Genomic DNA, 23,476 nt, shown 5'->3' with positions numbered 1-23,476 from the left:
TGCCGAAAAGTGTCCACCATGTCTCCGCACACGTGTCCACCATGTGTCCGGTCCATACACCCCTCAAAAGTGACACGCCGTAAAGGCGGAAAGGGGTATTGCGCCCGACATCGCAAACGGATATGCCTGCCTCCATCAGGGGCAATGCATGTTTGTGGTTACTGGCACTCATCTCGTGAACATATCCATTCCCTACAGTGGTACCAGCGACTGGTTTCGCCTTTTACGGCGACCCACTGTTGAACGGCATGTATGGACCGGAGACAGGGTGGACACGTGTGTGGGGCTTTTTAATACCTTTTGTCGGTAACAGCCTGTTGGGCAAGGTATTTTTTCTGATTGTTTGATCTCGCTCAAACGCCTGAGCAGTTGGTCTCGCGGCTGTAACACTTGTGTGTCTTACTAGGTGCGATTCAATCGAGGAGGACGCTCAATGCGTATCAGGGAAGCGACTTATTGGCGCTGGGCAGACCGGCAATTGAGCTGCCGTAGCCATGATGAAAAGCTCAGTGACGGCATCAGTATCGATGTAAAAACCCGCCTTTCACGTACTGGCGCTACACAGTTGTTCGTGGGCATTTATGCCCGCAATGGCAAGGCGTTGGTCGAGGAGTACTATGCGAACCGGCCATGCGAAAGCATGACCCGGGCGCTGGTGTGGGGTGTCGATCGTGCCCGGGCGTTGGCCACGGGGGCGATAGCGATCGAAACACAGCCGTTACGCCGGCAGGCCTAGGGTTGGCCGTGGCGGTTGTGGCTGGCCTGGACAATGCGCTGGGCCGGTACGCGCAACTGCGTTAGCAGGTACTCGGCAAAGGCGGCGTCATAGGGCTGCAAGGCAATGGCTTGTGCCATGCACTCCAGCCACTGAGTGCTATGGGTTTCGTCGATCGGCCACTGTGCATGGAATGCCGGGATCGAGATGGACCCATAGCGCTCGCTGAACAGCCGTGGGCCACCCAGCCAGCCGCTGAGAAAACAGGCCAGTTTGTCCCGGGCCACGCTCAAATCTTGCGGGTGCATGCGTCGAATGAGTTCGGCTTCCGGGCGCTCATCCATCAATCGATAGAAATCGTCGACCAGGCGGTGCAGGCCATCAATGCCGCCAGCGGCTTGGTAGGACGCGTCTCCGGTACCGAATGCAGTGCTGTTCATTTGCAGGACTCTTGAGATGAAAGCGTCATTGTAGCGAGAGCTGGCGTAGCCTTTGTCTAGTGCTGAAATAGGTTTACAGCTATTTCAGCCTCAAAACGCCCGATGCATCGCATCGGGCGTTTTATATTTCAAGGCCAGGTTTCACTGCACCGACGAAATTGCGGTTTCTCAGCGCATCAGCAAGACGGCAATCATCTTCCGACGTGGAAAAACGCACTCGCCGTTTTCGAGAAGCGCTCCATGTTCCTGTCCGATCAGCGGTAGCACTGGAACAACGTCACCCCATTCGCAGTTCATCTGCAGAGCCTGGATCAGCATTTCCAGTCGGTCTACGGGGCTTTCCAAATTAGAGGAAGTAGCCGTATCTATCGGGTGCACTTATGCCGCTTTGTTACACGTTTATTAGGTATACATTGGGCACTATGCAATTAATGGATAGAGGTCAATGATCGGGTTTGTAGGAAAGGTCTGAAACTGATATAGGTGTGCGGCTAGATAATTCGCTTTAGGAAACACAAGTCATAAACATCGAATGCAGAAGAGCCATCTAGACACAGTGTTAGTTAAACTCTAACTCTATGATTTTTTTTGATTTTTAACTGTGTGTAAAAATAATCGTAAAAACGACTTGTCAATTTAAGAATCTTTTGCTTGTCTAAAAAGGCTAAGGTATTCAAACGGTAAGGACACACTATGTATTCCCGTTCCATTCCCCATTTTCTGTATCCGCATGTAGGCTTTAAAGTTTTGCCTCAATGCTAAGCAAAGCCAGGACAGCGAACACCGGGCTTTCTGGTCTGTCGGACGTTCGTCTATAGCATAGTGATTTAAAAGTACCTGCGCCCTTTGGTCGCGAAGGCGCGAATTAAGCCCATAATATTGGAGCATCCGATGGAAAGTAAACTAATCAAGCTGGCCAGGTCTAAGATTACGGAAAGTGAAGTATCAGTTTTGGACGGTGCGGTTGTTGTTCCAACAGACTATCTCCGTCAAAGGGTTAGATTGGAAGAGGGGAGTATCCTGATAGTCTCGGGTACGCTCATTGAAGGGATCGGGACAGCGCATTCTGATATTGATTGTATCGTTTTGTGTGATGAAAGGCCGAAAGCAAACGATGTAAAAGCAAATGACCACGCGCTTGTAACTGATATAAATTATCACTTTCTGATACGTAATGAAGAAGTTCACAATACTACTGACTTTTATGGCGAAAGCGGGTTACACATTGATACTGACTATATCACCTTCGGTGAAGTTAAGGAGGTTATTTCAAAAATCGAACTTGCGTTCGAAAGAATTTCATTTGATCAAAGATTCTTGTATAGCCCAGTCTTGTTGGAGCGCGAAAACAACGTTATTCATCGCTCGCTAACTGGATATGCACTAGCTAATGAAGCACAATTCATTGAGCTGAAAAAACAAATCCCCCGGGATAAACATATTTACGTTGCTCACCGCGAGAAGTTACCAGTTTTTTACGCGTTCCAAGATGTCCAAGGTTGCTGGCAATCAGGGAATTTATGGATGGGATGTGAGATTACTCGAGACATGATGCTCAAGACCACTATGAGTTTTACATACCTGACGGGAATTACTAATAAACATCCGAAGTGGGTATATTCCAACGTCTTCAGGGTTGAGGGGCATGAGGACCTGAAGAAGGCTTTTTTTGATCTGTCCAGACGTGGAGCTGTTACAGAGGAGGAGTGTCGCAGCTATATTGAGGATGCATTAGAGTATATGGACAAAGTCTTCATGGCCATTGAGGTCTTGCTGGCGAAGAACCCAATTTTTCCTTCATCTGAAACATCCTTGGCGGCGCTTAACTACGAGTTTAATAGCAGAAAACATACGGATCACAAAATTTCCACATGCGAATATTATTTTAGGAAGAAATTCTTTGCAGCAGAAGATACACCTTCGCTCGTAAGTCTTTTGAAAGAGTGGGACTAAATATGGTAAGGAATGTGAATTGCCAGGATAGCAAAATGGCTGTCAATGTCGGAAGTTCGTCTATAAAAACATCAGTATTCTATAAGTCTGATCGGGTCGATGTAAATATAAACTTTATTGGTTTGGCTGTTCAGAAAGTAAAGGTCAAGTACAGCGGCCTGTTGGGGATGAGTGATTACATATATCAAGTTGCCGTCAGAGACGATTTACGAAAAGCGGCGACGGTTATCATTGATAACGTGGTAGAAGCTTTGGAAAGACTTGGCTGGCCGAAGCCGAGCACGATCGGTCATCGCGTAAAATTTGCAGGGTACGGTAAGGTCGTTGAGAAATTTACCAAAGCAAAAGAGGAGGTGATGCAGTTCAATGATTATTTGAGCTCTCGGCACAATACCCTCTGCTTAGAGGTGTTAGGTAGATGCAAAATAGCTTTCCCCTCGGCTAACCAACTGATGGTGAGAGATCAGGTAGTGGAGGATTTGTCTCTCCATAAGGAATATAAGATACCGTTTAGTCATTCTCTGATCAGAAGGTACGGGCTATTAGCTCATGGATATCATGGGCTGGCGATCAAGGCATGTCTTGAGCAAGTAAAAAAATATAATCAAATCAGAAATTTTTCGGGTGTTATTTGCCAGGTTGGTTCAGGCGTAAGCTTTTCAGCGGTTGAGAATGGAAAGTTAATTTACAATACTATGCAATACGCGGCCTGCGATGGTCCGGTGATGCACAATAGAGCGGGTACGCAACCGCCCGGAATATCTCTGCGACTTTTAAAGTATGGTCTTGATCCATCATCATTAAGTCATGTATATAATCGTTTGAGCGGAATATATGGATTGGCGGGTTTGCCAGCTGATAGTACTACCACTGTTGAAGATATTTTGTGTTTGCCAAAGTTTAATGAGGTGAAGCTGTCATATTTAAAAGCGAATGGTGTTGAGCTTTTCAGGACTATCGCAGAAGTCCCAAGCGCTAACAGCTTTATTTTCTCTGGGGGCTTAGCGACCAAGCATCGATGGTTGGGACCTACACTGCTATATAACGCTAAAGTGATTTCCATAGAAACTATGGAAAAACTGATCGCTAAGCTTAGTAAACCCGAGGCCTTAACAGTTGAAGCGGATGGCATCACCTTGTATTTGGTTGATATTGATGAGCAAATTTGTATTTTGGATGAGTGCGAAAAATTTAGTGGCGTCACAGATCGTTTGGGTCTAAGCCTGGGCGTATGTGAGGTGCCGGGCACTGCAATTGGAACAGTGCATGAGGGCAAAAATGGTTGGGGGCAGGGAAAGATTTGTTTGTGCCGTTCTGGCTCTGATTTTTTATTTGGTAATGACGATCTACCTGAAGGCTTAATTCTTGTAGGCGCCCAACGAAGTGATTTTTTTTTCAGGGCCTCCTGCGCGCGTAATATGGGTATACCCACTATATTTTTTGAAGCTTCGACTTTTGATTTAAACCTCATTGAGGGCAAAAAAATTTACCTTGATACTCCTACTAGATCGGTAGTGACACTATGAATGATGATTATATGATCGCCTTGGAAGAGCTCGAGTGCATAGCTGCTGTAAAAATGGTGACAACCACTCTGGTGTGGGATAACTATTTCAAAAGCACTACCGTCGCTTCAGATAATGATCTAAGTGAGCTGGTTACCAAGATATTTAATTCACTCGAAACTAAGGATTTCACTAAGGCAAGAGTGCAAGCTCTAATGGGATTGCTGTATCTCACGAAACGAATTTCCGATATGTGTGTTCGATTGCGTGAAGAGAGTAATGCTAATTCTCTTGAGGTGGATTTAGGTATCGCGCTTAAGCTTCCTGGTGAAGTGGCCAACGGTTTAGCGTTTAAATGGGCAGGAGGAGTTTGTCAGTCGAAAAATATGGAAGTTTTTAGCGACGCTTTATCTGATTTTAACTCGATTATGTTCGGCCACCCAAATAGCATGGTGGGGGCCACAGAGCAACAGATTGATCTGCCTTTGAACTCGCTATCCTTAATTTATACTATGCTATTGAATATGATCCTGAACTAGAAAGATTATAATAATTAAATGACAGGAAGTCATGATGAATAATGTCGAAAGTCTCTTCCGGAATTCACCAGTTTCGAACCGGCTTAATTATATAAGCGCCCACCGTATTGCGGAGCTATTTTATGGTCGGGTCATGGTTGCTCATAAGGCAGCCGAGAGTAATGAATTAAAGAATTGTTTGGTATTCTGTTTTTGTCATCTTTCGACGACGGTGAATCTCAGTATCTGTAATAGTTGGATGAAGATATTTGAAAATATCTATTTGATACCCAAAAAGTCTTCGCTTAATGCTAACTTGCTTAGGCATATAAATAATCCTACGCGCATACTTAAATCACGTGACCGGGCTGAGTTTTACAGAACGGTCGAGGAAATAGATGCTATCGTAGTTGAGACTGGTCTTCCAGTTATTCTATTTGATATTGGGGGGTATTTTGCCCCATACATAGATCGGCTAGCTGAACGACTGGGTGATCGCCTTCTGCTTGTTTTGGAGGATACTGCCAACGGCCATATCAAGTACAGGGACACAGGCTACAGCTCGTCCGAGAGGTTCAAGTCAGTAGCTTACGATTCATACAAAATGGCAGAAAATGTAATGGTGGCAAATATGATTTTAGGTCACTTACATTCCTTTGTTGCTGATTGGTCTACATATAAGGCAACACTAGTCATTGGTTATGGAAGGATTGGTCGCTCACTCTGTTTTGGATTGCGTAGCAGAGGGGTTAGAAATATTGTTGTGGTCGACGCAGATAAGGCTAGACTTTTCATGGCATCAACTGAAGGGTTCGAAGCTAAAGCATCAAAGCAACTAGTGGGCTTAGCTGATCGATTTGATTATTGTTTTTCTATGTCAGGACAAAAAGGGGTAACTACCGAAGTTCTTTCAACATTGAGAAGTAACTCGTATGTCTCGGTGGTAACGTCTTACGATGATGAGTTTGATGAGCCTGTTAAGCGTCTTTTTGAAGAAGGGGGTGAGAGTTTTTTTGATTGGCGCGGAAAGAGGATTAATGTAGTTAATCGCGGAAGGCCGGTTAATCTATCGGTTTACGCCGCCTTCGATGCGAGAAATCTATCACTGCACATTCTCTTCGGTAGGATATTTTCAATATTTTTGAGCTCGTTAGGCTTTTCGCTGTCGTCTGACTGGGAAGAAGATGTCTATTCAGAAATAATTGCCGAGATACAGCTTCCATGAAAATAGCAAAGCTAGCGACACCTTTGATAGTGTCGAGGTTGGGGGATATGACAGCCTCTTTTTTGTTTCTAGCTTTCGTCGGGCATTATCTACCCGATTTTGTGGGGCGAGCGTCGTTTGCCTGGGCATTCATTTCTTTTATTACGGTGCTAGGAATAGGTCTTTTTTCAACGATTTTAATTGATGTTGCGGTGTTCGGGAATACTTGTGTTGATAAACTAGCGCGCCTGCTTTCTGCGGCCATACAGCTAGCATTGACATTTGGTTTCGTCATTGTTGGCTTGGTATTTATCTATGTGATAGGTGTAAGTGGCTCAATTCAAAAAATTCCTTCAGGTCAAAAAATATTGTTGGTAATGTCACTCGCAGTTCCAGCTTTGTACTGCCAGATAGTTGTTTTTAATTTTCTTAATGCTCAGGGAAAGGCAAGGTATGAGCTGTTTTATCTGTGGTCAATCAATGCGTTATTCATAGTGGCTAGTTTGGTGTATCTCTATTACAGGCCCCTAATAAGTATAATTGAATATGTTGTTGCATATGTCCTGTTACGGTGGGTTGGGGTAGTGCTGGTTATATTTTTCGTTGTGCGAGTAGATCTGCGCCATTATAGTCTTTGGCGTTTAGGTAAAAACAACTGGCTCGGTCAGGCTAAACTTATTTCAAGCGGAGCACCGCTGGCTCTATGTTTTGGTGGGGAAAGTTTTCTTTATTTTGCACTATCGCTAATTTCTAGAGAAATGGGCGATATAGAGCTCGCTGCCTATCAAATCTCCATGCACTTTCTAAGTGTTATATACATGATATCCATTGGCGTGGGAAACGCCGCGGCGATATTGATAGCAGGAGATACTCAAGGAGATTCCGTTACCATTTCTCGGTCTAGGCTAGTCGAAGGTATTGTATTTGGTAGTTTGCTAATGGCTCCTTGCCTCGTAGTATGTGTGTTTTTACCGGACTACGTAGCGTTGTTATATACTTCAGATCAGCAGGTAGCTGCTATGGTAGCCGGAAGTATACAGCTAGCAACCCCTTTTTTGGTCTTTGAGCTTATCTACGTGGTGACCCGCATGGTCTTGCGCAGTCTTGGTGATTCTTGGTTGCCAACGGCTATGACGTTAGTCTGTCTTAACGGTATCGGCTTGCTTCTTACTTGGGGTCTTTTCATAATGTATCAGCCGGGCGTCAAGTCGATAATTTTGGCTTTAACAGGCTGCACTTTCATACTTATGGTGTCTCTGGTGTTAAGATATATTCGGTTTACTGATACACATCGGCGAAGCGCTCTGGCTCAATAATCGCTGGCGTTACTTGTCGTACTCCTGCCGCACTTGAACGAAAAAAGCCCGACCTTTTCAGGCCGGGCTTCCTCATTGGATCGATTGATCAGCTGTAGCGGTCGATCAAGCGGACCCCAGGCTGGTTTTGTACGGCAGCCCATTCATGTTGCAGGGTCTGCAGGACGTTACCGATGAAGTGGGTATCGGCAGCAGCCTTCTTGCCGACGTAGCCATGGCCACGACGGTACATCTTGAAGCGGGCACGCATGTTCGGGTTGCGCTGCTCGAACTCTTCTTCGCCGGCCAGCGGCGAGACTTTGTCGATGCGAACTTCACCCGAGTCGCAGACCCAGAGGATGTGGCTGTCGAGACTGTCCTTGCGTGCTGCGAACAGCCGGGCCAATTCGTCGATAGTAGGTTGATTGTTCAAGTTCATCATTAAAGCCCCCTTAACCACCATTAATTGTTGAGTTATTGCTTGGCGCCAATCATGTAGCGTTGACAGAAAGCTGCTACAGCAGCGTCACAACAGGGGGCTTCTACTTTCTGCCTTTTGGGCAGTACCCATCCAGGGACAGCTCTTGGATCCGTTGAGCGGTCTGGAACACCCTTGCCAGCGCTCCCGATCGGGGAGACGTCTGCATCATGCAAGCGGCGATGAACGGCGTCAATAGGGTTTGTAGTGTTTTTTTATCGGCACTACATATTGTCCGACAATGTAGGGTCAGCGCTAATTGATCCGCATCAGCGCGGCTGTCATCGAGATGGCGGATCATGGCTGGCACATGCCTTTCAGGGAGATCCTCATGAGTTCACCGGCCGCAGCGCCTTCCTCGCAAACCGCCAAGGCTTCGCTGCCGTTGGGTCTTATGGTCGGCATCGCCGCCCTGATCGCGGTACTGTTGTTGCCATTGCCGGCTGACTTGCCTGTGGCGGGGCAGCGGGTGTTGGCGATCCTCGCGTTCGCCGTAGTCATCTGGATCTCCGAGGCAGTGTCGTACGAAGCCAGCGCCATCATGATCACTTCGCTGATGGCGTTCTTGCTCGGCACGGCACCGACCCTGGCCGATCCTTCGGTGACGTATGGTTCGTCCGCCGGGGTCACCATGGCGTTGACCGGGTTTTCCAACACGGCGCTGGCGCTGGTGGTTGGCGCCTTGTTCATCGCGGCAGCCATGACCCACACCGGGCTGGACCGGCGTATCGCCCTGGTGACCTTGTCCAGTGTCGGTGTCAGCACCCGGCGTATCCTGCTGGGGGCTGTGGCGGTCACGGTGCTGCTCAGTCTGGTGGTGCCTAGCGCCACGGCGCGCAGTGCCTGTGTAGTGCCGATCATGATAGGCGTGATTGCAGCCTTTGGTGTCGATAAACGCTCGAACATCGCTGCTGGCATCATGATCATCGTCGCCCAGGGCACCAGCATCTGGAACATCGGTATCCAGACTGCAGCGGCACAGAACCTGCTGACGGCGGGTTTTATGGACAAGATGCTCGGCGGGCGGGTCTCGTGGATCGATTGGCTGATCGCCGGCGCGCCTTGGGCTGTGATCATGTCGTTGGTGCTGATTGTCGTGGTACTGAAGATGCTCCCGCCGGAGAGTGACAGCATTCCCGGCGGCAAGGCGGCGGTGGCTGATCAGTTGGCCGCGCTGGGACCGATGACCTCTGCGCAGAAGCGCTTGCTGGGCGTTTCGGTACTGTTACTGCTGGCCTGGGCGACGGAAGGCAAGCTGCATCGTTTCGATACCACATCGACTACCTATGCCGGGCTGGTCTTCCTGTTGTTGCCGCGCTTTGGTGTGATGACCTGGAAAGACGTGCAGTCGCGTATTCCCTGGGGCACGGTGATTGTCTTCGGTGTCGGCATCAGCCTGGGTACTACCTTGCTCACGACCCAGGCGGGGCAGTGGCTGGGGCAGCAGGTCGTCGCCCATACCGGCCTGGACCAGCTCGGTACCTTGGGTGTGTTCTCGATTCTTGCCGCGTTCCTGATTCTCATCCACCTCGGCTTTGCCAGCGCCACGGCATTGACCTCGGCGCTGCTGCCGATTCTGATCGCCGTACTGCAGACCCTGCCCGGCGACTTCAGCCGACTGGGGATGAGCATGGCCTTGGGGTTTGTCGTCAGCTACGGCTTTATCTTGCCGATCAATGCGCCGCAGAACATGGTCTGCCTGGGTACAGAAACCTTCAATGCCAGGCAGTTTGCCCGGGTTGGGGTGCTGATTACCCTGATCGGCTACCTGTTGATGCTGGTGTTCGCGGCGACCTGGTGGCACTGGTTGGGCTGGATGTGAAAACAGCGCAAGACGTCGACCTGTTTCAACACCCTGTGGGCACTGGCTTGCCGCTGATGCAGGCACCGCGAACGCGCTGACATCCGCGTTCCCGCATGCGCCTGCAGGTCAGAAGTTCGCCGGGGTGTTGGCGCTGATGATTTCGGCCTCATCCGGGCCGATGTTCTTGAAGCTGTGGGGCAGGGTGGTGGGGAAATAGTAGCCGTCACCCGAGTTGAGCACGCTGACCTGACCATCGACACGTAATTCGATGGTGCCACGGGTAACCAGGCCGCATTCCTCACCTTCGGTGTGCACGATCGGTTCATCACCGGAGTCTGCCCCAGGGGCATAGAGCTCACGCAGCATACGCATTTGCCGACCTTCCACACTGGCGCCGACCAGCAACAGGCGCAGACCGCTGTTGCCCAGGTCGGGCTGTTCGTTGGAGCGGAACACAAAGCGTTCCTGACGCGGCGGTTCATCGAAGCTGAAGAACTCGGCCAACGACATTGGGATGCCTTCGAGTAGTTTCTTCAGGGAACTGACCGACGGGCTGACGCGGTTTTGCTCGATCTGCGAGATCGTCGAGTTGGTCAAGCCGCTGCGTCTGGCCAGTTCCCGTTGCGAGAGCTTGTTGCGTTCACGCACCAGTCTGAGTCGTGTCCCCGTGTCCATAGCTGCCTTAATGTCAGAAATAAATGGCGACGCATTAAAGCACACTCAGGCCCTCATTAGCGCACGCTCAATTGACCCGTCCCGACCACATGCTGCGCAACACACCATCCCGACGTATCAAACCGTGAACCAGCGCGGCCGCCAGGTGCAACAAGACCGTTGCGAAGAGCAGGTACGCGAGCCAGCCATGCGCCTGGCGAAGGAGGGCATACACACGGATATCCTGGGGCAACAGTGCGGGTAGTTGCAGCGGTAACGGGTAGCCACCCGCCGAGAGCATGCCCCAGCCGAGCAGCGGCATGGCCAGCATCATTCCGTAGAGCACCAGGTGCGAGGCCTTGGCTGCCCAGCGTTGTGCCGAGGGCAGGTCGCCGGGCAGTGCGGGGCTGCCGACGAACACACGCACCCCGATACGGACCACTACCAGCACCAACAGGGCCAGTCCGATCAGCTTGTGCACGTTGACCAACAGGCTGTGGCGGGGGGACAGGTCGCTGATCATGCTCACACCGATGAACAGCATGCTCAGGATCAGCAGGGCCATCAGCCAATGCAGCCCGCGCAGCAGGGGATGGAAGGTAGCGTTCATGGTTGTACTCCAGAATGCGCCGCTTCGCGGCTGCGGCGGTTGAAGGACTCCGAGTAGGCGGCCGAGCGGGCGGCCAGAATCGGATCAGCGGACGGTTCAATGCCAGTTGGCAGAATCAGCGGGTCGAAGTTCAGGTCACGGCAGGCGCCTTGTTCGGCCGCGTCGACCTGTTCAATGACCACGGTGCCTGCGTTGACTTGTCGCCGCTGTGCAGGCCAGGGTTGAGAGGGATCGTTGACCGCATCGCCGGGCTCGGCCAGGGTCAGCAGCAGGTTCCAGCGCAATGGACCCTCAGCCAGGCGTTGGCGCAGGTCATTCTGCAGGTAGTTCGGGTCTTCCACCTGAGCCGGTAATGGGTCAAACGGGGTCAGTGGCTGCAGTTTCCAACGCATGTAATGCACGGTGCCCTTGGCATCGATCAGACGAAAGGCGTTGATGCTGTGGTAGGCCGAGTTGGCAAAGCTGTCAGAGGGCCTGTAGTCCTTGACCCACTGACGGAAGGCCGCGCTTTCCGGGTGTGCAGCAAAGAAGGCCTGCAACCTTGCCGGGTCGGGCTTGCCGGTGGCCGGAACCGGTGTCATGGCCAGCACCTGTTCGTAGAAACCCTCGATGGTATTCACCGCCAGTACCGGCGGGGTGTTCATGCCGCTACGCCAGCGCTGCCCATCATCACTGGTGAACTCCACGGCCAGGCTGCGGGTGGCTACGCTGGCGTCGGCACTGTGCGGGTTGGCACCGCCGATGGCGAAGCGACCAATGACCGGTACTTTTGATTGGCTGAACACCCGAGCGCTTGAGAGCTCGGCGGCCTGGCCGCTGCTTTCAAAGTAACCGCTGATGCACACGCCTTTGGCATGGTTTTTCCGGTAGCCGGGGTAGTGCCCGGCCTGAGCTTCGAAGGTGTCGACGATACGTTTCGGCGTCAGCCGGTCCGGGCCGACCCAGCCGGCGGCGAAGGCGAAGCCTGCTCCCAGTGCAGCGACGCCAAGACCGATGGCAGTCAGGCGCAGTGCACGGGCGCGACTGTTTAGCGGAGTGCTCATGGGGCTATCCAGGTCTGTAAATGAGCGGGTACGACGCACCAGCAGATGTTTTATTCCATTGGCTCGGAATAAAATTCGCTGTCGACCGTCTGCCTCGTACACTGACTGCACACAGATCACGGATCACCCGATGAACGAACTGGATGACGACCAACTACGCGAGATGCTTCAGCGGCTGCGCCGCTTCGCCTTATGGTTGACCCGCGAGGCCGCGAGCGCCGACGACCTGGTGCAGGCGACGGTGGAACGAGCCTTGAGCCGTGGCGCGCAGCAGCGAGATCATGGGAGCCTGCGGGCCTGGTTGTTCTCTATCCTTTACCGGCAGTTTCTCGACAGCAAGCGTCGAGAGCGGCGACACCTGCGCTGGCTGAGCTGGTTCGGGGGGAGCGAGGAGGTCGGTAACAATACTCAGGACATCGTCGAAGCTCAGTCCGGGCTGGCTGCCTTTGCCAGGCTTTCGGTCGAACAGCGCGCCTTGTTGCTGATGGTGAGTGTCGAAGGCATGAGCTACAAGGAGGCCGCGCAGGCCCTGGATGTACCGATTGGCACGGTGATGTCGCGCTTGTCGCGGGCCCGTGCAGCATTGCGAGAACTGACCGAGGGCGCGCCGTTGCCCCCTGGGTTGCGGAGGTTTAAATGAGTCAGTTGATTCCATCCGAAGAAGAATTGCAGGCCTATGTCGATGATCGGTTGCTGCCCGAACGTCGGCGTGAGGTGGATCTGTACCTGGCGGCCCATCCGCAACGGGCCGCTGAGCTCGATGCCTGGCGTGCCGATGCCCGGCGTTTGCGGGCCGCCCTGGCGGGGCAACTCGAACACGCACCTAATCCGCGTCTCGACCCGGCCTGGGTTCGCCGTGATCTGCGTCAGCGTCGCCAGCGACGCTGGGCCAGTGCGGCGATGCTGCTGGTAGCGTTGGGTGTTGGTGGGCTGGGTGGCTGGCAGGCGCGGGATGTCAACCTGATGGCAGGCAACCCGCCGATGGCTGACGCCGTGCAGGCGCACCGGTTGTTCGCCTATACATCCTCCTTGGACCTGTCGGTAAACAGCCCGGAGCAACTGCAAGCCTGGTTGGGCCAGCATTTCAGGCATGCCGGCAATCTGCCGGACCTCTCGGCCTATGGGTTTACCCCGGTAGGGGCACGGTTGCTGAGCAATGAGCAGGGCCCTGCTGCGCTGTTGCTGTTCCAGGACCGAAACGGTGAGCGTGTCAGCCTGTTCCTGCGCTCTCCCAGTGAGCGTTACGTGCGGATGCCCAGCGGTGAGCGCACCGAGGGCGAACTGCAGGCGCGCTACTGGTCCCGGGGTGATTACAACTATGCATTGATCAGTGATGTGGCCGATGTGCGTGGCGCGCAGTTGCGGCAGGTGCTGGGCACCGCCCTGTAGCCGGTCGGGGCCAACAGTCGCTCCTTGCTGCTGGGGTTTTGCCGAGAGGTCTTGGGGTTGCCGTCTGCTATTCATTTTTTTGAATACCGTAAATCACTGCGTTCGATTTATCGAATCCACCTCCTAACTCTAAGATGCCTCGCACTGACTCATTACTGGCCCACCGGCCGCAGCAGGGGAACCCGATGAACATTTTGATGGTGCTCACTTCTCACGACACCCTGGGTAATACCGGCCATAAAACCGGCTTCTGGCTGGAAGAATTTGCGGCGCCTTACTACGCCTTTCTCGATGCCGGGGCGCAGGTCACCCTGGCCTCGCCCAAGGGCGGCCAGCCGCCGATCGACCCCAAGAGCGACGATCCCGGTGCGCAGACTGCCGCTACCGAGCGCTTCAATGCCGATGAGGCTGCCCGCAAGGCCTTGGCCAGTACCCTGACCTTGGCGCAGGTCAACGCCGAAGACTTTGATGCGCTGTTTTACCCCGGTGGTCATGGCCCACTCTGGGACCTTGCTGAAGACCCGCGCTCGATCGCCTTGATTGAACGTTTCCAGGCGCTGGGCAAGCCAGTCGGTGCCGTTTGCCACGCACCTGCGGTGCTGCGCCATGCGGTGGATGCCAGCGGTGCGCCTTTGGTCAAGGGCAAGCAGGTAACCGGCTTCAGTAACACGGAGGAAGCAGCTGTCAATCTGACGGACGTGGTGCCTTTCCTGGTCGAAGACATGCTCAAGGGTCATGGCGGTGTGTACAGCCGCGCCGAGGATTGGCATAACCACGTGGCCGTCGACGGCCTGCTTGTGACCGGTCAGAACCCGGCATCCTCCGACGCCACTGCCCACGCCTTGCTCAAGCTGCTCTGAGGTCCATCGCGTACCTCCCCCTGAGGCAGGCGCTACGCCGCCTGCTTTCTCTTCGCTTCAGCATCAGACGAGTTGATGACATGTCCGCACTCTTTACCCCGTTCCAGCTCAAGGGCGTGACCTTGCGCAACCGCATCGCCGTGCCGCCGATGTGCCAATACTCCGCCAATGACGGCTTGATCAATGACTGGCACCTGGCGCATTACACCAGCCTGGCGCGTGGTGGTGCCGGTCTGGTCATTGTCGAGGCCACCGCCGTTTCTCCGGAAGGGCGCATTACCCCGGGGTGTGCCGGTATCTGGAACGATACCCAGGCCGAAGCGTTGGCTGAGGTCGCGTCTGCGATCAAGCGTGCCGGTGCTGCACCGGGTATCCAGATCGCTCACGCCGGGCGCAAGGCCAGTGCCAACCGTCCTTGGGAAGGCGACGATCATATTGCCGCAGAGGATGCCCGTGGTTGGGACACCTTGGCGCCATCGGCGATTCCGTTCGGTGCTCATCTGCCAAAAACGCCCAAGGCCATGACGCTGGAGGATATTGCCCGTGTCCGCGCAGACTTCGTGGCAGCGGCACGCCGTGCCCTGGCGGCCGGTTTTGAATGGCTGGAGCTGCATTTTGCTCACGGTTACCTGGGTCAGAGCTTCTTTTCCAGCCATAGCAACCAGCGTGATGATGCCTACGGCGGCAGCTTTGAAAACCGTAGCCGCTTCCTGCTTGAAACCCTCGCACAGGTGCGTGAGGTCTGGCCAGAGCACCTGCCGCTGACCGCGCGTTTCGGTGTCATTGAATATGATGGTCGCGACGAGGCGACGCTTGAGGAGTCCATTGAGCTGGCCAAGGCATTTCGCCGGGGCGGGCTGGATCTGCTCAGTGTCAGCGTGGGCTTCACTGTCCCAGAGGTGTCAATCCCTTGGGGGCCAGCGTTCCTTGCACCGATTGCCGAGCGCGTGCGCCGCGAAGCGGAGCTGCCAGTGGCCGCTGCGTGGGGCATTGACAGCCCGGCAATCGCGCAAAACACCCTTGCCCAGGAGCAGATGGACCTGGTGATGGTGGGCCGTGCTCACCTGGCCAACCCGAACTGGCCCTACCAGGCGGCATTGCAGTTGCAGGTAGAACGCCCATCCTGGGTGCTACCTAAGCCCTATGCCCACTGGCTGGAACGCTATCAGGTCAGCCAGTAAGCTGACCGACGGTGAACACTGAATATCGAAGAGAGGATTGAACTGATGATTCACGTCATTGCCCGTGTAATCGCGTTGCCGGAGCACCAGGCACAGGTCGAGGCTGAGTTGCGTACGATGGTTGCCGCGACTCGCCGTGAGCCGGGTAACCTGCGTTATGACCTGTTTGCTGATCTTGACGGTGGCGCAGGGTTCTCGCTGTTCGAGACCTACGCCGATCAGACCGCGCTGGAGGCGCACCGTGACAGCGCGCATTATCAGGCCTACCGCAGCCGTATTACCGGCTGGCTTGCGGCTTCCCCCGAGGTTCAGGTACTGCGCGCACTGGATCAAGCCGCGTTGGGCTGATTCACCTCAACCGTAATGTGTACCAGTTCCTCGTGAATGCTCAACTGCTGACGCACCGTGTCGGCGCTCAGCGAGCCATGACTGACGAGGGACAGGATGCAGGCGTACTTGCTTTTACCGACGCGCCAGACATGCAGGTCGACAATGTCGGCCTGGATGGGGAACTGCTCGATCACCTCGCGAATCTCTTCGACGACCGGCGCGTCCATCTCTGCATCCAACAGCACTCGCCCGGTTTCACGTAGCAGGCCTATTGCCCAGAGCGCGACCATTGCCGCGCCGACAATCCCGATCAGCGGGTCCAGCCATGCCGCCCCCCACAGTTTGCCGCCGATCAGGGCGATGATTGCCAGCACCGAGGTCGCCGCATCGGCCATGACGTGCAGGTAGGCTGAGCGCAGGTTCAGGTCGTGATGGTGGTGGTCATGCCCGTGCCCTTCATGAGCGTGCCCGTGGTGGTGATCGTGATGGTGCGCGTGATCGTCCTTGAGCAGCCAGGCGCAGGCGAGGTTGACCGCCAAGCCGATAACGGCAATCGCGATGGCTTCGTCGTAGTGGATCGGGCTGGGGCTGAACAGCCGTTCGACGGACTGGAACAGCATCAAACCGGCGATACCCAGCAATACGATGGCACTTGAGTAGCCGCCCAGTATCTCGATTTTCCAGGTGCCGAAGGCAAAGCGCCCGTCGTTGGCCAACTGCCGGGCTGCGCGATAGGCCACCACCGACAGGCCCAGTGCCAAGGCGTGTGAGCTCATGTGCCAGCCGTCGGCAAGCAACGCCATCGAATTGGACAGCCAGCCGCCGAAGATCTCCGCAACCATCATCACCAGCGTCAGGCCCAAGGCCCAGCGTGTCTTTCTTTCCGCAAGCGGATTGCCCTCGTCAAAGACATGGGAATGCCGGTACTCGGAGGTCTGCGAATTCATGGGTATCATGCTCGGGATAACAGGGGGGTTGCATACTATACCCCAGTATACTAATTGACGAGATCACCATGGCACACACGACCAAAGGCAAGAAGCAACTGCTGACCCGGGTACGCCGGATCAAAGGGCAGGCAACGGCATTGGAGACGGCACTGGAGCAGGACACTGACTGCATCGCGATCCTGCAGCAGATCGCGGCCATTCGCGGCGCCGTCAATGGCTTGATGACCGAGGTGATGGAGGGCCACATTCGTGAGCACCTCGGAGCAGAAGATTTGACTGCGCAGCAGCGGCAAGCCGAAGTCGACCAGATCGCCGCGCTGCTCAGGTCTTATCTGAAGTAGGGCGATCCGGGCTTCGAACCCGTCGAATGGAGTGCCTGTTGCTCAGTCCAGCGTGCGTAGTGCTTCCTCGAAACGCAGCAGGCGACCAGCGTTGCCCAGTACCAGCAAGGTACTGAGGTTGTGCAGGATCGCGGCAATCATTGCTCCGGCGCTGCCGAGCAGGCCAAACGCGGCAGCGGCGATGATGGCGAGTGTCCAGCCCAGACCGATCGCGACATTCACCTGTAACGTACGGCGGCACTGGCGGCTGAGTCGCACACAGGTTCCCAGTCGACGCAAATCGCTGCCTATCAGCACGATATCGGCTGACGCCAGCGCGATGTCAGCACCACCAGCGCCCATAGCGACACCCACGACACCGGCCTTGAGTGCCAGCGAGTCGTTGATGCCGTCGCCGACCACCAACGGACGGAATCCTTTACGGATTTCTGCATTGACCCGATGCAGTTTGTCTTCGGGCAATGCTTGGGCGACAACCTCGGAAATACCGACCTCATGTGCCAAGGTGTCTGCCACCGGCTTGCGATCGCCGGTCAGCAGTAACTGCCGACCCAGTCCAAGCTCACGCAGATCGGCCAGCGCCACAGATGCTTCTGGGCGCACCCGGTCGGTGAGTAGCAGCCAGCCCAGGAAGCGCCCATTCAAAGCGAGACCGGCAATCGGCCCGTCATGTCGAGGTACTTCGGGCGTTGCAATACCCAGCTGGGCGAACAGTTCAGCGCGGCCTAGGGCCGCCTCACCTGATGCCGTTCTGGCGATCACGCCAAGCCCTTTGCGTTCGTGGATACCCTCCAGAGGATGGTAGGCGTCATGCGGTGTCAGGTTGGCCAGCGCACGACTGACCGGGTGGCTGCTGGCGGCACCCAGGCTTGCGGCCAGTTGCAACAGTGTTTCCTGATCGACGCCTGTGTCGTCGCAGGCCTTGATACTTTGTAGCTGCAGTGTGCCGTAGGTCAGTGTCCCTGTCTTGTCGATCACCAATGAGCTGAGGTCGGCAAACTCTTCAAGGAATGCCGAACTGCGGATCAGGATGCCATGCCGCGCCGCGACTGCGATGCCGGCGATGGCCGTTGCCGGGGCCGACAGCACCAGTGCACACGGGCAGGCCGCTACCAGCACGGCCAGTAGGGCCTGGGCGTCGTTACTGATGAACCAGGTTACCGCTGCAATCATTAAGACCAGCGTCATGTAGCGCCCGGCGTAACGTTCAAGCAGGCGTGTGATGGGCGGTTTGGCGCGTTCGGCGCTCTGCATCAAGGCGATGACTTTGCCCAGTGTCGAGGCCTCGCCGATGCGGGTGACCTCGATACGCAGCAATCCATCGAGGTTGATTGCTCCGCCGAACACCTCGGTGCCTGCACTGGCCTCAAGCGGTACCGACTCGCCGGTGATGGGCGCCGTATCGAGGCTGGCCTGGCCTTCAAGCACCCGGCCGTCTGCGGGTATGCGGTCTCCGGCGCGCACTTCAATTTGATCGCCGGACCGCAGTTCAGTGTTGTCCACTTCGCGTATGCCGCCGTCGGCGTCAATCAGCCTGGCCTGGCTGCGCGTCAGTCGCCCAAGCGCCTCGATGGCTTCTTGAGAGCCTATGACGCTACGCTCCTCAAGCACATGTCCGAATATCATGATGATCGGCAACAGCGCTGCGGTCAGCAGGTCACCACTGGCCCATGCGCCAATCATGGCTAGTGCGATAAGTTGATCAGTGATGCCGTGCAGGCTTGGATGGCGCAGGCTGCCCCAGGCGGCTTTCAACACCGGGAGTGCGACGAGCAACGAGGCGGCCCCGAACAACAGTTGGCTGACGCCTTCCTGCTGCGCCGCGAACCCGCGCCATAGTAGCCCAAGGCCGAGAAGGCCCAGGGCGACCATTGCCAGACTCAGTTGTCGGGCGGCACTGCGCTGTTCAGCCTGGCTGAGCAGTGCAGTGGTGAAATGCGCATGCGAGTGGCAGTGGGCCGCGTGATCATGGCCGCGCTGATCGTGGGTATGGGGCATCCCGGTGTGCTCACTCATGGTTGCGTGCCCTGCAGGATAAGGTGGGCATCGTCATGGGGGTCAAGGGTGGTAATCGAGCCGGCTTGTGCAAGAATCTTCGTGATACGTTCGCGATAGAGGCGCAGCAGCAAGCCAGGGTCAGTATGCGTACGCTGTGTTTGGGCCAGGCTGATGATGGTTGCCGTGTCGGTGTTGGCCCTGGCGACACGTTCGCCGGCTTGGGCTTTGGCTACCTGAAGGGTGCGATCCGCCGCCTGCGTTGCCGCTTGAATTTGCTTGGCGGCGTCGTTGCGTGCACTGGCGACGTTCTTTTCCGCCTGCTGACTGGCGGTCAGTACGGCATTGAAGGCATTCACGGCGTCGCGTGGCAGGCTCGATTGCAGATCGACCCGCTCGATGTGTATGCCCAGTCCGGTGCCGGTTGCCTCCAGTGCGGCCAGCTGTGTGTTGATGCCCTGTACCAGGTCACTGCGCAGGCGCTCGCGGCGTTCGGCAAGCTGGTTGTCAGTACCGACCAGTTCCGGGCGTGCAACCAGAATGGTGTCAAGGTCGCGTGAGGCACAGACGGTCACTGCACTGCGTGCTACCAGGCGATCCAGCGCAGGTGCAACATGTTCGCCCTGAAGGACATAGGCGTAGGGGTCGGTGACTTTATAAAACAACCGCACATCCAGTTGGACGACCCCGGCGTCGCCGGTCAGCAAATAACCGGAGCCGGCCAGTGCATCGCCGAGCGGTCCAGCGCCAAGCTCGGCTTTTTGTGCCTGCGCCGAACGCAGCAAGGTTTCGACGCGTCGTTCGATGATGCGATCGGCTGATGGCAGCAGTACCACTTGCTCCAAGGGCCGCGGCCAGGCCAACAGCAGGCCCGCGTTCTCTATCCGCGTCAGTGCGCCCAAGCGCAGTACCACCGCTCGGCTTTCAGGACCAATCTGGCGAATGTTGGAAATTGCCCAGCCAAGTGCGGCCACCAGGGTAATCCCGTAGAGGGCGATAAAGGCCAGGCGGCTGGCCTGTAGCCAAGGGCTGTCTGATGCGGATACGTTACGTTCAGGGTTCACGGTTGCTGTCCGCCGTTATGCCCGGGAGGTACCAGGTTCGCGGGCCCCTCGACCAATGTCCGGAAGGGCGCCGCGTCGGTGCGCAGGATCAAGCGCGTGTTGGCATTGACCAGGGTGCCCAAGGTATCCAGCGAGCGCAGCAGGTTGTACAACTCGGGGGCGCTGGCGTAGGCCTTACCGTAGAGCTCGGCGGCCTGGACCCGCGATTGGGCTTCAATACTGGCGGCCTGTACCGATGCATCGGCCTGCAAAATACGCGCATCGCGTTCAGCCGCAGAGCGAATTTCGGCGGCCAGGTGTTTGCCCTCGGCAGTGCGTTCAGTGGCAATGGTTTCACGTTCGGCACGCATGCGGTCGACCGTGGCCCCCAGGGTGACCGAGGGTAGCGTCAGGCGCTCAATGCCCACCTGCAAGACGCGTACACCGTAGGTGCTGAGCAACTGTTGTTCGATTTGCCCACGCAAGCGTGCCTCAAAGTCGGCAATATGCACTTGGTTGGCGTCGGTGTTGACCAGGCTGGCAAGATCGAAGCCGCTGGCGCTGGTTTCCAATGCCGAGCCGACGAAGGTGCGGATTTGTCGCGCAGCTTCGTCGGGCTGGTTCTGTACCGCCCGCATGAAACGCTGGATGTTTTCCGGGTCGGCTTGTACCTGCCAGGCAACGTAGGCCTGCACGATGATGCGCAGGCCATCGCGCGTACCGACATCTTGCAAGCCGCTGGAGGTTGTACGCAGGCGCAGATCAACCGGTATTGCCGACTCGAAGGGCGCGGGCAGGCGCCAGGCTAGGCCAGGATCCAGTAGCACCCGTGCCGGATTGCCGAAGCGGGTGATCACTGTGGCCTCGCCTGAGCGTACTTGCACCAGGCAGGCGGACGCGGCGGCGAACAGTACCAGCAGTGCCGCCAAGGCGATGCGCCGCCAAGGCAATGCACCGGACGTCGGTGGGTGGTCATGATCGTGATCGTGATGGTCGTGGGCATGCCCGGAGTGGCTGTGCGATGAACTCAAAGGGTGCGCTCCTGCTGGCCGTTACGGATGTGCTTTGCCGGGGTCGATTGGCGCGGCAAAAGTTCTGAGGTCGAGGGTTGGCGGTTCCTGCACGGCGATACGGTGATCGAGTATCAACGCCTTGGCGTTGGCTAGGCCCAGGCCAAGTTGGCTGAAGTACTGTTCATTGATAAAGGCTTGGCCGGCAGTGCGCCAGGCGCGTTGCTCGGCATCGAAGCGCAAGCCGGCGGCGTGTGCTGCGGCCTGCGTCTCATGGGCGGCGGCATTGGCACGATCACTGATAATGCTGGCTTGCAGTCGTGCCTGATGGGTCGTTTCGGCCGCTGTGCCGCGTTCTCGGGCAATCAGTGCCTTGGCCCCGATTTGCGCGGCCTGTACGCCGTGATAGGCATTGGCAGCACCCGCAGGCGGGTGGATGGCTTCGACGACCGTGGCGAGAAGTTCGACGCCACTGTTCATGCGGTCGAGGTCGCCCTGTACGGCATTGCCGATGTCCGCAGCCAGTGCCAGCCGCTCCTCTCCGAGAAGATCATCGAGGGTGCGCGTGGCGAAGTTGTGAACCAGCACCCGGCTGGCGGTGCTGCGGATCAAGGCTGGCACGTCGGCACTGTTATAGGTCGCCGCCAGTGCGGCCTGATCGCTCAGACCAATGCGGTAGACAAAGCGCACGTCCATGTTGACCACCTGGAAGCTCTGCTTGCCGTCGTTCGCACTGGCGATGACTTGCGACTTCTCGCTCTGGTGCGAGGCATCCCACATGCGGTTGGCGCTGTCTGGCGCAGGCCCTTCGGCAGTGGTTGCGGTCTCCGAGGAAAGCTCGCCGCTGCTACTCGCCACTTCGTGGATAACACCGTTCTCCACGGCTCGTACCCGGCCAAACGGCCAGGGCAATCCGGCGTGGAGCCCTGGATTGAGCACTTCCATCGGCTTGCCAAAGCGTTCGTAGATGCCACGTTCGTTCATGGGCACTTCGCTGATGCCGCTGAGTAGCCAGCCTACCAGCGCGACCAGCGTCAGCACTGGCAGAAATGCTCGACGCATGAACCCGAATGCCCATACCTGGCGCAGATCGATACCAAAGCGTTGTTGCAGTGCGTCTTGCAGGCTGTCCAGGGGGCGTGGCGGCCACTGTAGCAAGCTGGCAATGAAACTCTCAGCGATGAACTGTGGCTCAATGGTTGGACGTTGTGGGCTGAAGACAGAGAGCAGCGCGCGCAGTATCAACTCCAGCGCCACCAGTGCGGGCAGCAGGCCACTCAGCACCGCCAGGCGTACTGGCCAATTTGTTTCGGCCGAGACAAAGGACAGGCACAGGGCGGCGATCAGGAGGCTGGCGATAACCACCCGGCTGAGCATCGCCAGGCCAGCTGCCTCAGGCCACTGCAGTGAGCTGTTGGCGCTGAGCTGTCGCTCCAGCACTAGCAGTGCGAAAGCCACCAGTAACGCCACACCGACCGCTACGCTTGCATTCTGCCCAAGTGGCGCTGCGGGCAGGTCGAGGCGCCAGCCTCCCTTTACACAGAGTAATGCCAGCAGCGAAAGCCCGGTGATCCAGACTGCGCTGAGCCCAATGTGGCGTAGCAAGGCAAGGCTGCCCTGACTGACATGCTCCAGCAGGCGGTCATAGGGGCTGAGTGCTGCCAGGGATTGCTCGGTATTGCTGTTGGAGCCATCCGCGCCTGGTGTTGGTTCATCCTGCAAGGCACTGGCGCGCCATTTGGCAACACGCCAGGCCGCCTGTGTGGCAGCGGCCAGCAAGAGCAGCGTGGCCGCAGTGTTGCACAGCAGGGGCAGCCAGATTGAGTCGGCGGCAAACAAGTCAACAAAAAGTGCCGCGAGCAACAGCAGACCAATCAGCACGCCTGATACCAGCCCCATGATCAGGAGGTGTCGGGCATGCAAGGCTGCATGCTGGAAGCGCGGCAGGGCTGCCAGCTGGGCTTTATCAGTGTCGAGGTCGACCCTCATCAGCACTCCGTACATTCAAGATCAGGGCATGGCTCAGCGGGCTGTCGACGGGGGAAGCGCCATGCTTTTTGAGTAAAGCCCATGGGGCGGATAGATGCATGGGCTCACGGCCGGTCACAGTGCAATGGTTGACCCTGCATTGTTTGAGGCCGTGTAACCTTATAACGGT

At 56.2% G+C, this 23,476-nt stretch carries 23 protein-coding genes; 13 read left to right on the top strand and 10 right to left on the bottom strand.

Translation table 11 applies throughout. The annotated features are described in order from the left end of the window. The first annotated feature begins 433 nt into the window (after window positions 1-433). Window positions 434-736 (top strand): hypothetical protein, encoded by a 303-nt coding sequence (locus IE038_RS03650; protein ID WP_163939915.1) that lies wholly within the window; start codon window positions 434-436, stop codon window positions 734-736. On the opposite strand, the gene IE038_RS03645 is transcribed toward IE038_RS03650, so the two are convergent. Beyond that, a complete protein-coding gene (locus tag IE038_RS03645) occupies window positions 733-1,155 on the bottom strand; it encodes a group II truncated hemoglobin (RefSeq protein WP_189395147.1) in 423 nt (140 codons plus the stop codon). The two genes, IE038_RS03650 and IE038_RS03645, sit on opposite strands and share 4 nt — an antisense overlap. 891 nt (window positions 1,156-2,046) lie before the next feature. On the opposite strand from IE038_RS03645, the gene IE038_RS03640 reads away from it, so the two are divergent. The 5 genes from IE038_RS03640 to IE038_RS03620 are packed head-to-tail and all read left to right on the top strand — an operon-like array spanning window position 2,047 to window position 7,651. Then, window positions 2,047-3,108, top strand: coding sequence for a hypothetical protein (locus tag IE038_RS03640; RefSeq protein ID WP_189395146.1), 1,062 nt, complete (start codon window positions 2,047-2,049; stop codon window positions 3,106-3,108). 35 nt (window positions 3,109-3,143) lie between these two features. Then, window positions 3,144-4,634 carry a hypothetical protein gene (locus IE038_RS03635; RefSeq protein ID WP_189395145.1) on the top strand — a complete coding sequence of 497 codons (1,491 nt, stop codon included), beginning with the start codon at window positions 3,144-3,146 and terminating at the stop codon, window positions 4,632-4,634. Continuing rightward, complete coding sequence (locus tag IE038_RS03630; protein ID WP_189395144.1) at window positions 4,631-5,152, top strand: hypothetical protein; 522 nt, start codon at window positions 4,631-4,633, stop codon at window positions 5,150-5,152. The genes IE038_RS03635 and IE038_RS03630 overlap by 4 nt, the downstream gene beginning before the upstream one ends. A 34-nt stretch (window positions 5,153-5,186) precedes the next feature. After that, the gene (locus IE038_RS03625) at window positions 5,187-6,356 is read left to right on the top strand and encodes an NAD-binding protein (RefSeq protein ID WP_189395143.1); all 1,170 of its coding nucleotides are present in this window, start codon (window positions 5,187-5,189) and stop codon (window positions 6,354-6,356) included. Further along, on the top strand, window positions 6,353-7,651 hold the full coding sequence (locus IE038_RS03620; protein ID WP_189395142.1) for an MATE family efflux transporter: 1,299 nt from the start codon (window positions 6,353-6,355) through the stop codon (window positions 7,649-7,651). The genes IE038_RS03625 and IE038_RS03620 overlap by 4 nt, the downstream gene beginning before the upstream one ends. Window positions 7,652-7,739: 88 nt before the next feature. Here IE038_RS03620 and IE038_RS03615 read toward each other — a convergent pair whose 3' ends face one another. Further along, the gene (locus tag IE038_RS03615; RefSeq protein WP_065757698.1) at window positions 7,740-8,069 is read right to left on the bottom strand and encodes a hypothetical protein; all 330 of its coding nucleotides are present in this window, start codon (window positions 8,067-8,069) and stop codon (window positions 7,740-7,742) included. Window positions 8,070-8,439: 370 nt separating this feature from the next. Here IE038_RS03615 and IE038_RS03610 point away from each other — a divergent pair, with 370 nt between their 5' ends. Next, a complete protein-coding gene (locus tag IE038_RS03610; RefSeq protein ID WP_163938561.1) occupies window positions 8,440-9,930 on the top strand; it encodes a DASS family sodium-coupled anion symporter in 1,491 nt (496 codons plus the stop codon). A gap of 108 nt (window positions 9,931-10,038) precedes the next feature. On the opposite strand, the gene IE038_RS03605 is transcribed toward IE038_RS03610, so the two are convergent. The 3 genes from IE038_RS03605 to IE038_RS03595 form a co-directional block, all read right to left on the bottom strand. After that, window positions 10,039-10,587 (bottom strand): cupin domain-containing protein, encoded by a 549-nt coding sequence (locus IE038_RS03605; RefSeq protein ID WP_163938564.1) that lies wholly within the window; start codon window positions 10,585-10,587, stop codon window positions 10,039-10,041. Between the two features lie 67 nt (window positions 10,588-10,654). Beyond that, window positions 10,655-11,176: a cytochrome b gene (locus tag IE038_RS03600; RefSeq protein WP_163938567.1), complete on the bottom strand. Its 522-nt coding sequence runs from the start codon at window positions 11,174-11,176 to the stop codon at window positions 10,655-10,657. After that, window positions 11,173-12,219 (bottom strand): catalase family peroxidase, encoded by a 1,047-nt coding sequence (locus tag IE038_RS03595; RefSeq protein ID WP_163938569.1) that lies wholly within the window; start codon window positions 12,217-12,219, stop codon window positions 11,173-11,175. The genes IE038_RS03600 and IE038_RS03595 overlap by 4 nt, the downstream gene beginning before the upstream one ends. Before the next feature lie 130 nt (window positions 12,220-12,349). Between IE038_RS03595 and IE038_RS03590 the strand changes: the two genes are divergently transcribed. From IE038_RS03590 to IE038_RS03570, 5 genes are all read left to right on the top strand, one after another. After that, window positions 12,350-12,859, top strand: coding sequence for a sigma-70 family RNA polymerase sigma factor (locus tag IE038_RS03590; protein ID WP_189395141.1), 510 nt, complete (start codon window positions 12,350-12,352; stop codon window positions 12,857-12,859). Beyond that, on the top strand, window positions 12,856-13,608 hold the full coding sequence (locus IE038_RS03585) for an anti-sigma factor family protein (RefSeq protein WP_189395140.1): 753 nt from the start codon (window positions 12,856-12,858) through the stop codon (window positions 13,606-13,608). Before IE038_RS03590 ends, IE038_RS03585 begins: the two co-directional genes overlap by 4 nt. Before the next feature lie 185 nt (window positions 13,609-13,793). Beyond that, on the top strand, window positions 13,794-14,468 hold the full coding sequence (locus tag IE038_RS03580; protein ID WP_163938572.1) for a type 1 glutamine amidotransferase domain-containing protein: 675 nt from the start codon (window positions 13,794-13,796) through the stop codon (window positions 14,466-14,468). A gap of 80 nt (window positions 14,469-14,548) precedes the next feature. Beyond that, a complete protein-coding gene (locus IE038_RS03575) occupies window positions 14,549-15,649 on the top strand; it encodes an NADH:flavin oxidoreductase/NADH oxidase (RefSeq protein WP_163938576.1) in 1,101 nt (366 codons plus the stop codon). 45 nt (window positions 15,650-15,694) lie between these two features. Next, window positions 15,695-15,997 (top strand): putative quinol monooxygenase, encoded by a 303-nt coding sequence (locus IE038_RS03570; protein ID WP_163938578.1) that lies wholly within the window; start codon window positions 15,695-15,697, stop codon window positions 15,995-15,997. Here the strand turns inward: IE038_RS03570 and dmeF are convergent. Next, the gene (gene dmeF, locus IE038_RS03565) at window positions 15,979-16,926 is read right to left on the bottom strand and encodes a CDF family Co(II)/Ni(II) efflux transporter DmeF (protein ID WP_189395139.1); all 948 of its coding nucleotides are present in this window, start codon (window positions 16,924-16,926) and stop codon (window positions 15,979-15,981) included. The two genes, IE038_RS03570 and dmeF, sit on opposite strands and share 19 nt — an antisense overlap. 68 nt (window positions 16,927-16,994) lie before the next feature. Here dmeF and IE038_RS03560 point away from each other — a divergent pair, with 68 nt between their 5' ends. Continuing rightward, window positions 16,995-17,270, top strand: coding sequence for a metal/formaldehyde-sensitive transcriptional repressor (locus IE038_RS03560; protein WP_065757639.1), 276 nt, complete (start codon window positions 16,995-16,997; stop codon window positions 17,268-17,270). 42 nt (window positions 17,271-17,312) lie between these two features. On the opposite strand, the gene IE038_RS03555 is transcribed toward IE038_RS03560, so the two are convergent. The 4 genes from IE038_RS03555 to hflK (IE038_RS03540) are packed head-to-tail and all read right to left on the bottom strand — an operon-like array spanning window position 17,313 to window position 23,307. After that, window positions 17,313-19,268, bottom strand: coding sequence for a cation-translocating P-type ATPase (locus IE038_RS03555; RefSeq protein WP_189395158.1), 1,956 nt, complete (start codon window positions 19,266-19,268; stop codon window positions 17,313-17,315). A 14-nt stretch (window positions 19,269-19,282) separates the two neighbouring features. Next, entirely contained in the window at window positions 19,283-20,329 is a 1,047-nt protein-coding gene (hflK, locus tag IE038_RS03550) for a protease modulator HflK (protein ID WP_189395138.1), read from the bottom strand. Next, the gene (hflC, locus tag IE038_RS03545; protein ID WP_163938538.1) at window positions 20,326-21,339 is read right to left on the bottom strand and encodes a protease modulator HflC; all 1,014 of its coding nucleotides are present in this window, start codon (window positions 21,337-21,339) and stop codon (window positions 20,326-20,328) included. Before hflC ends, hflK (IE038_RS03550) begins: the two co-directional genes overlap by 4 nt. Before the next feature lie 21 nt (window positions 21,340-21,360). After that, window positions 21,361-23,307 (bottom strand): protease modulator HflK, encoded by a 1,947-nt coding sequence (gene hflK / locus IE038_RS03540; protein ID WP_163938535.1) that lies wholly within the window; start codon window positions 23,305-23,307, stop codon window positions 21,361-21,363. Between the last annotated feature and the right edge of the window lie 169 nt (window positions 23,308-23,476).

The sequence above is a fragment of the Pseudomonas laurentiana genome (assembly GCF_014648275.1).
GTDB classification, from domain to species: Bacteria; Pseudomonadota; Gammaproteobacteria; order Pseudomonadales; family Pseudomonadaceae; genus Aquipseudomonas; species Aquipseudomonas laurentiana.
Note: the sequence above shows the minus strand (reverse complement) of the source record. Positions and strands in the feature narration are given on the sequence as shown.

What these genes read in the sequence shown, in the direction of transcription:
- IE038_RS03650 (WP_163939915.1), top strand. Translation starts at nt 434, where the DNA reads ATGCGTATCAGGGAAGCGACTTATTGGCGCTGGGCAGACCGGCAATTG.
- IE038_RS03645 (WP_189395147.1), bottom strand. Translation starts at nt 1,155, where the DNA reads ATGAACAGCACTGCATTCGGTACCGGAGACGCGTCCTACCAAGCCGCT.
- IE038_RS03640 (WP_189395146.1), top strand. Translation starts at nt 2,047, where the DNA reads ATGGAAAGTAAACTAATCAAGCTGGCCAGGTCTAAGATTACGGAAAGT.
- IE038_RS03635 (WP_189395145.1), top strand. Translation starts at nt 3,144, where the DNA reads ATGGCTGTCAATGTCGGAAGTTCGTCTATAAAAACATCAGTATTCTAT.
- IE038_RS03630 (WP_189395144.1), top strand. Translation starts at nt 4,631, where the DNA reads ATGAATGATGATTATATGATCGCCTTGGAAGAGCTCGAGTGCATAGCT.
- IE038_RS03625 (WP_189395143.1), top strand. Translation starts at nt 5,187, where the DNA reads ATGAATAATGTCGAAAGTCTCTTCCGGAATTCACCAGTTTCGAACCGG.
- IE038_RS03620 (WP_189395142.1), top strand. Translation starts at nt 6,353, where the DNA reads ATGAAAATAGCAAAGCTAGCGACACCTTTGATAGTGTCGAGGTTGGGG.
- IE038_RS03615 (WP_065757698.1), bottom strand. Translation starts at nt 8,069, where the DNA reads ATGAACTTGAACAATCAACCTACTATCGACGAATTGGCCCGGCTGTTC.
- IE038_RS03610 (WP_163938561.1), top strand. Translation starts at nt 8,440, where the DNA reads ATGAGTTCACCGGCCGCAGCGCCTTCCTCGCAAACCGCCAAGGCTTCG.
- IE038_RS03605 (WP_163938564.1), bottom strand. Translation starts at nt 10,587, where the DNA reads ATGGACACGGGGACACGACTCAGACTGGTGCGTGAACGCAACAAGCTC.
- IE038_RS03600 (WP_163938567.1), bottom strand. Translation starts at nt 11,176, where the DNA reads ATGAACGCTACCTTCCATCCCCTGCTGCGCGGGCTGCATTGGCTGATG.
- IE038_RS03595 (WP_163938569.1), bottom strand. Translation starts at nt 12,219, where the DNA reads ATGAGCACTCCGCTAAACAGTCGCGCCCGTGCACTGCGCCTGACTGCC.
- IE038_RS03590 (WP_189395141.1), top strand. Translation starts at nt 12,350, where the DNA reads ATGAACGAACTGGATGACGACCAACTACGCGAGATGCTTCAGCGGCTG.
- IE038_RS03585 (WP_189395140.1), top strand. Translation starts at nt 12,856, where the DNA reads ATGAGTCAGTTGATTCCATCCGAAGAAGAATTGCAGGCCTATGTCGAT.
- IE038_RS03580 (WP_163938572.1), top strand. Translation starts at nt 13,794, where the DNA reads ATGAACATTTTGATGGTGCTCACTTCTCACGACACCCTGGGTAATACC.
- IE038_RS03575 (WP_163938576.1), top strand. Translation starts at nt 14,549, where the DNA reads ATGTCCGCACTCTTTACCCCGTTCCAGCTCAAGGGCGTGACCTTGCGC.
- IE038_RS03570 (WP_163938578.1), top strand. Translation starts at nt 15,695, where the DNA reads ATGATTCACGTCATTGCCCGTGTAATCGCGTTGCCGGAGCACCAGGCA.
- dmeF (WP_189395139.1), bottom strand. Translation starts at nt 16,926, where the DNA reads ATGAATTCGCAGACCTCCGAGTACCGGCATTCCCATGTCTTTGACGAG.
- IE038_RS03560 (WP_065757639.1), top strand. Translation starts at nt 16,995, where the DNA reads ATGGCACACACGACCAAAGGCAAGAAGCAACTGCTGACCCGGGTACGC.
- IE038_RS03555 (WP_189395158.1), bottom strand. Translation starts at nt 19,268, where the DNA reads ATGCCCCATACCCACGATCAGCGCGGCCATGATCACGCGGCCCACTGC.
- hflK (WP_163938535.1), bottom strand. Translation starts at nt 23,307, where the DNA reads ATGAGGGTCGACCTCGACACTGATAAAGCCCAGCTGGCAGCCCTGCCG.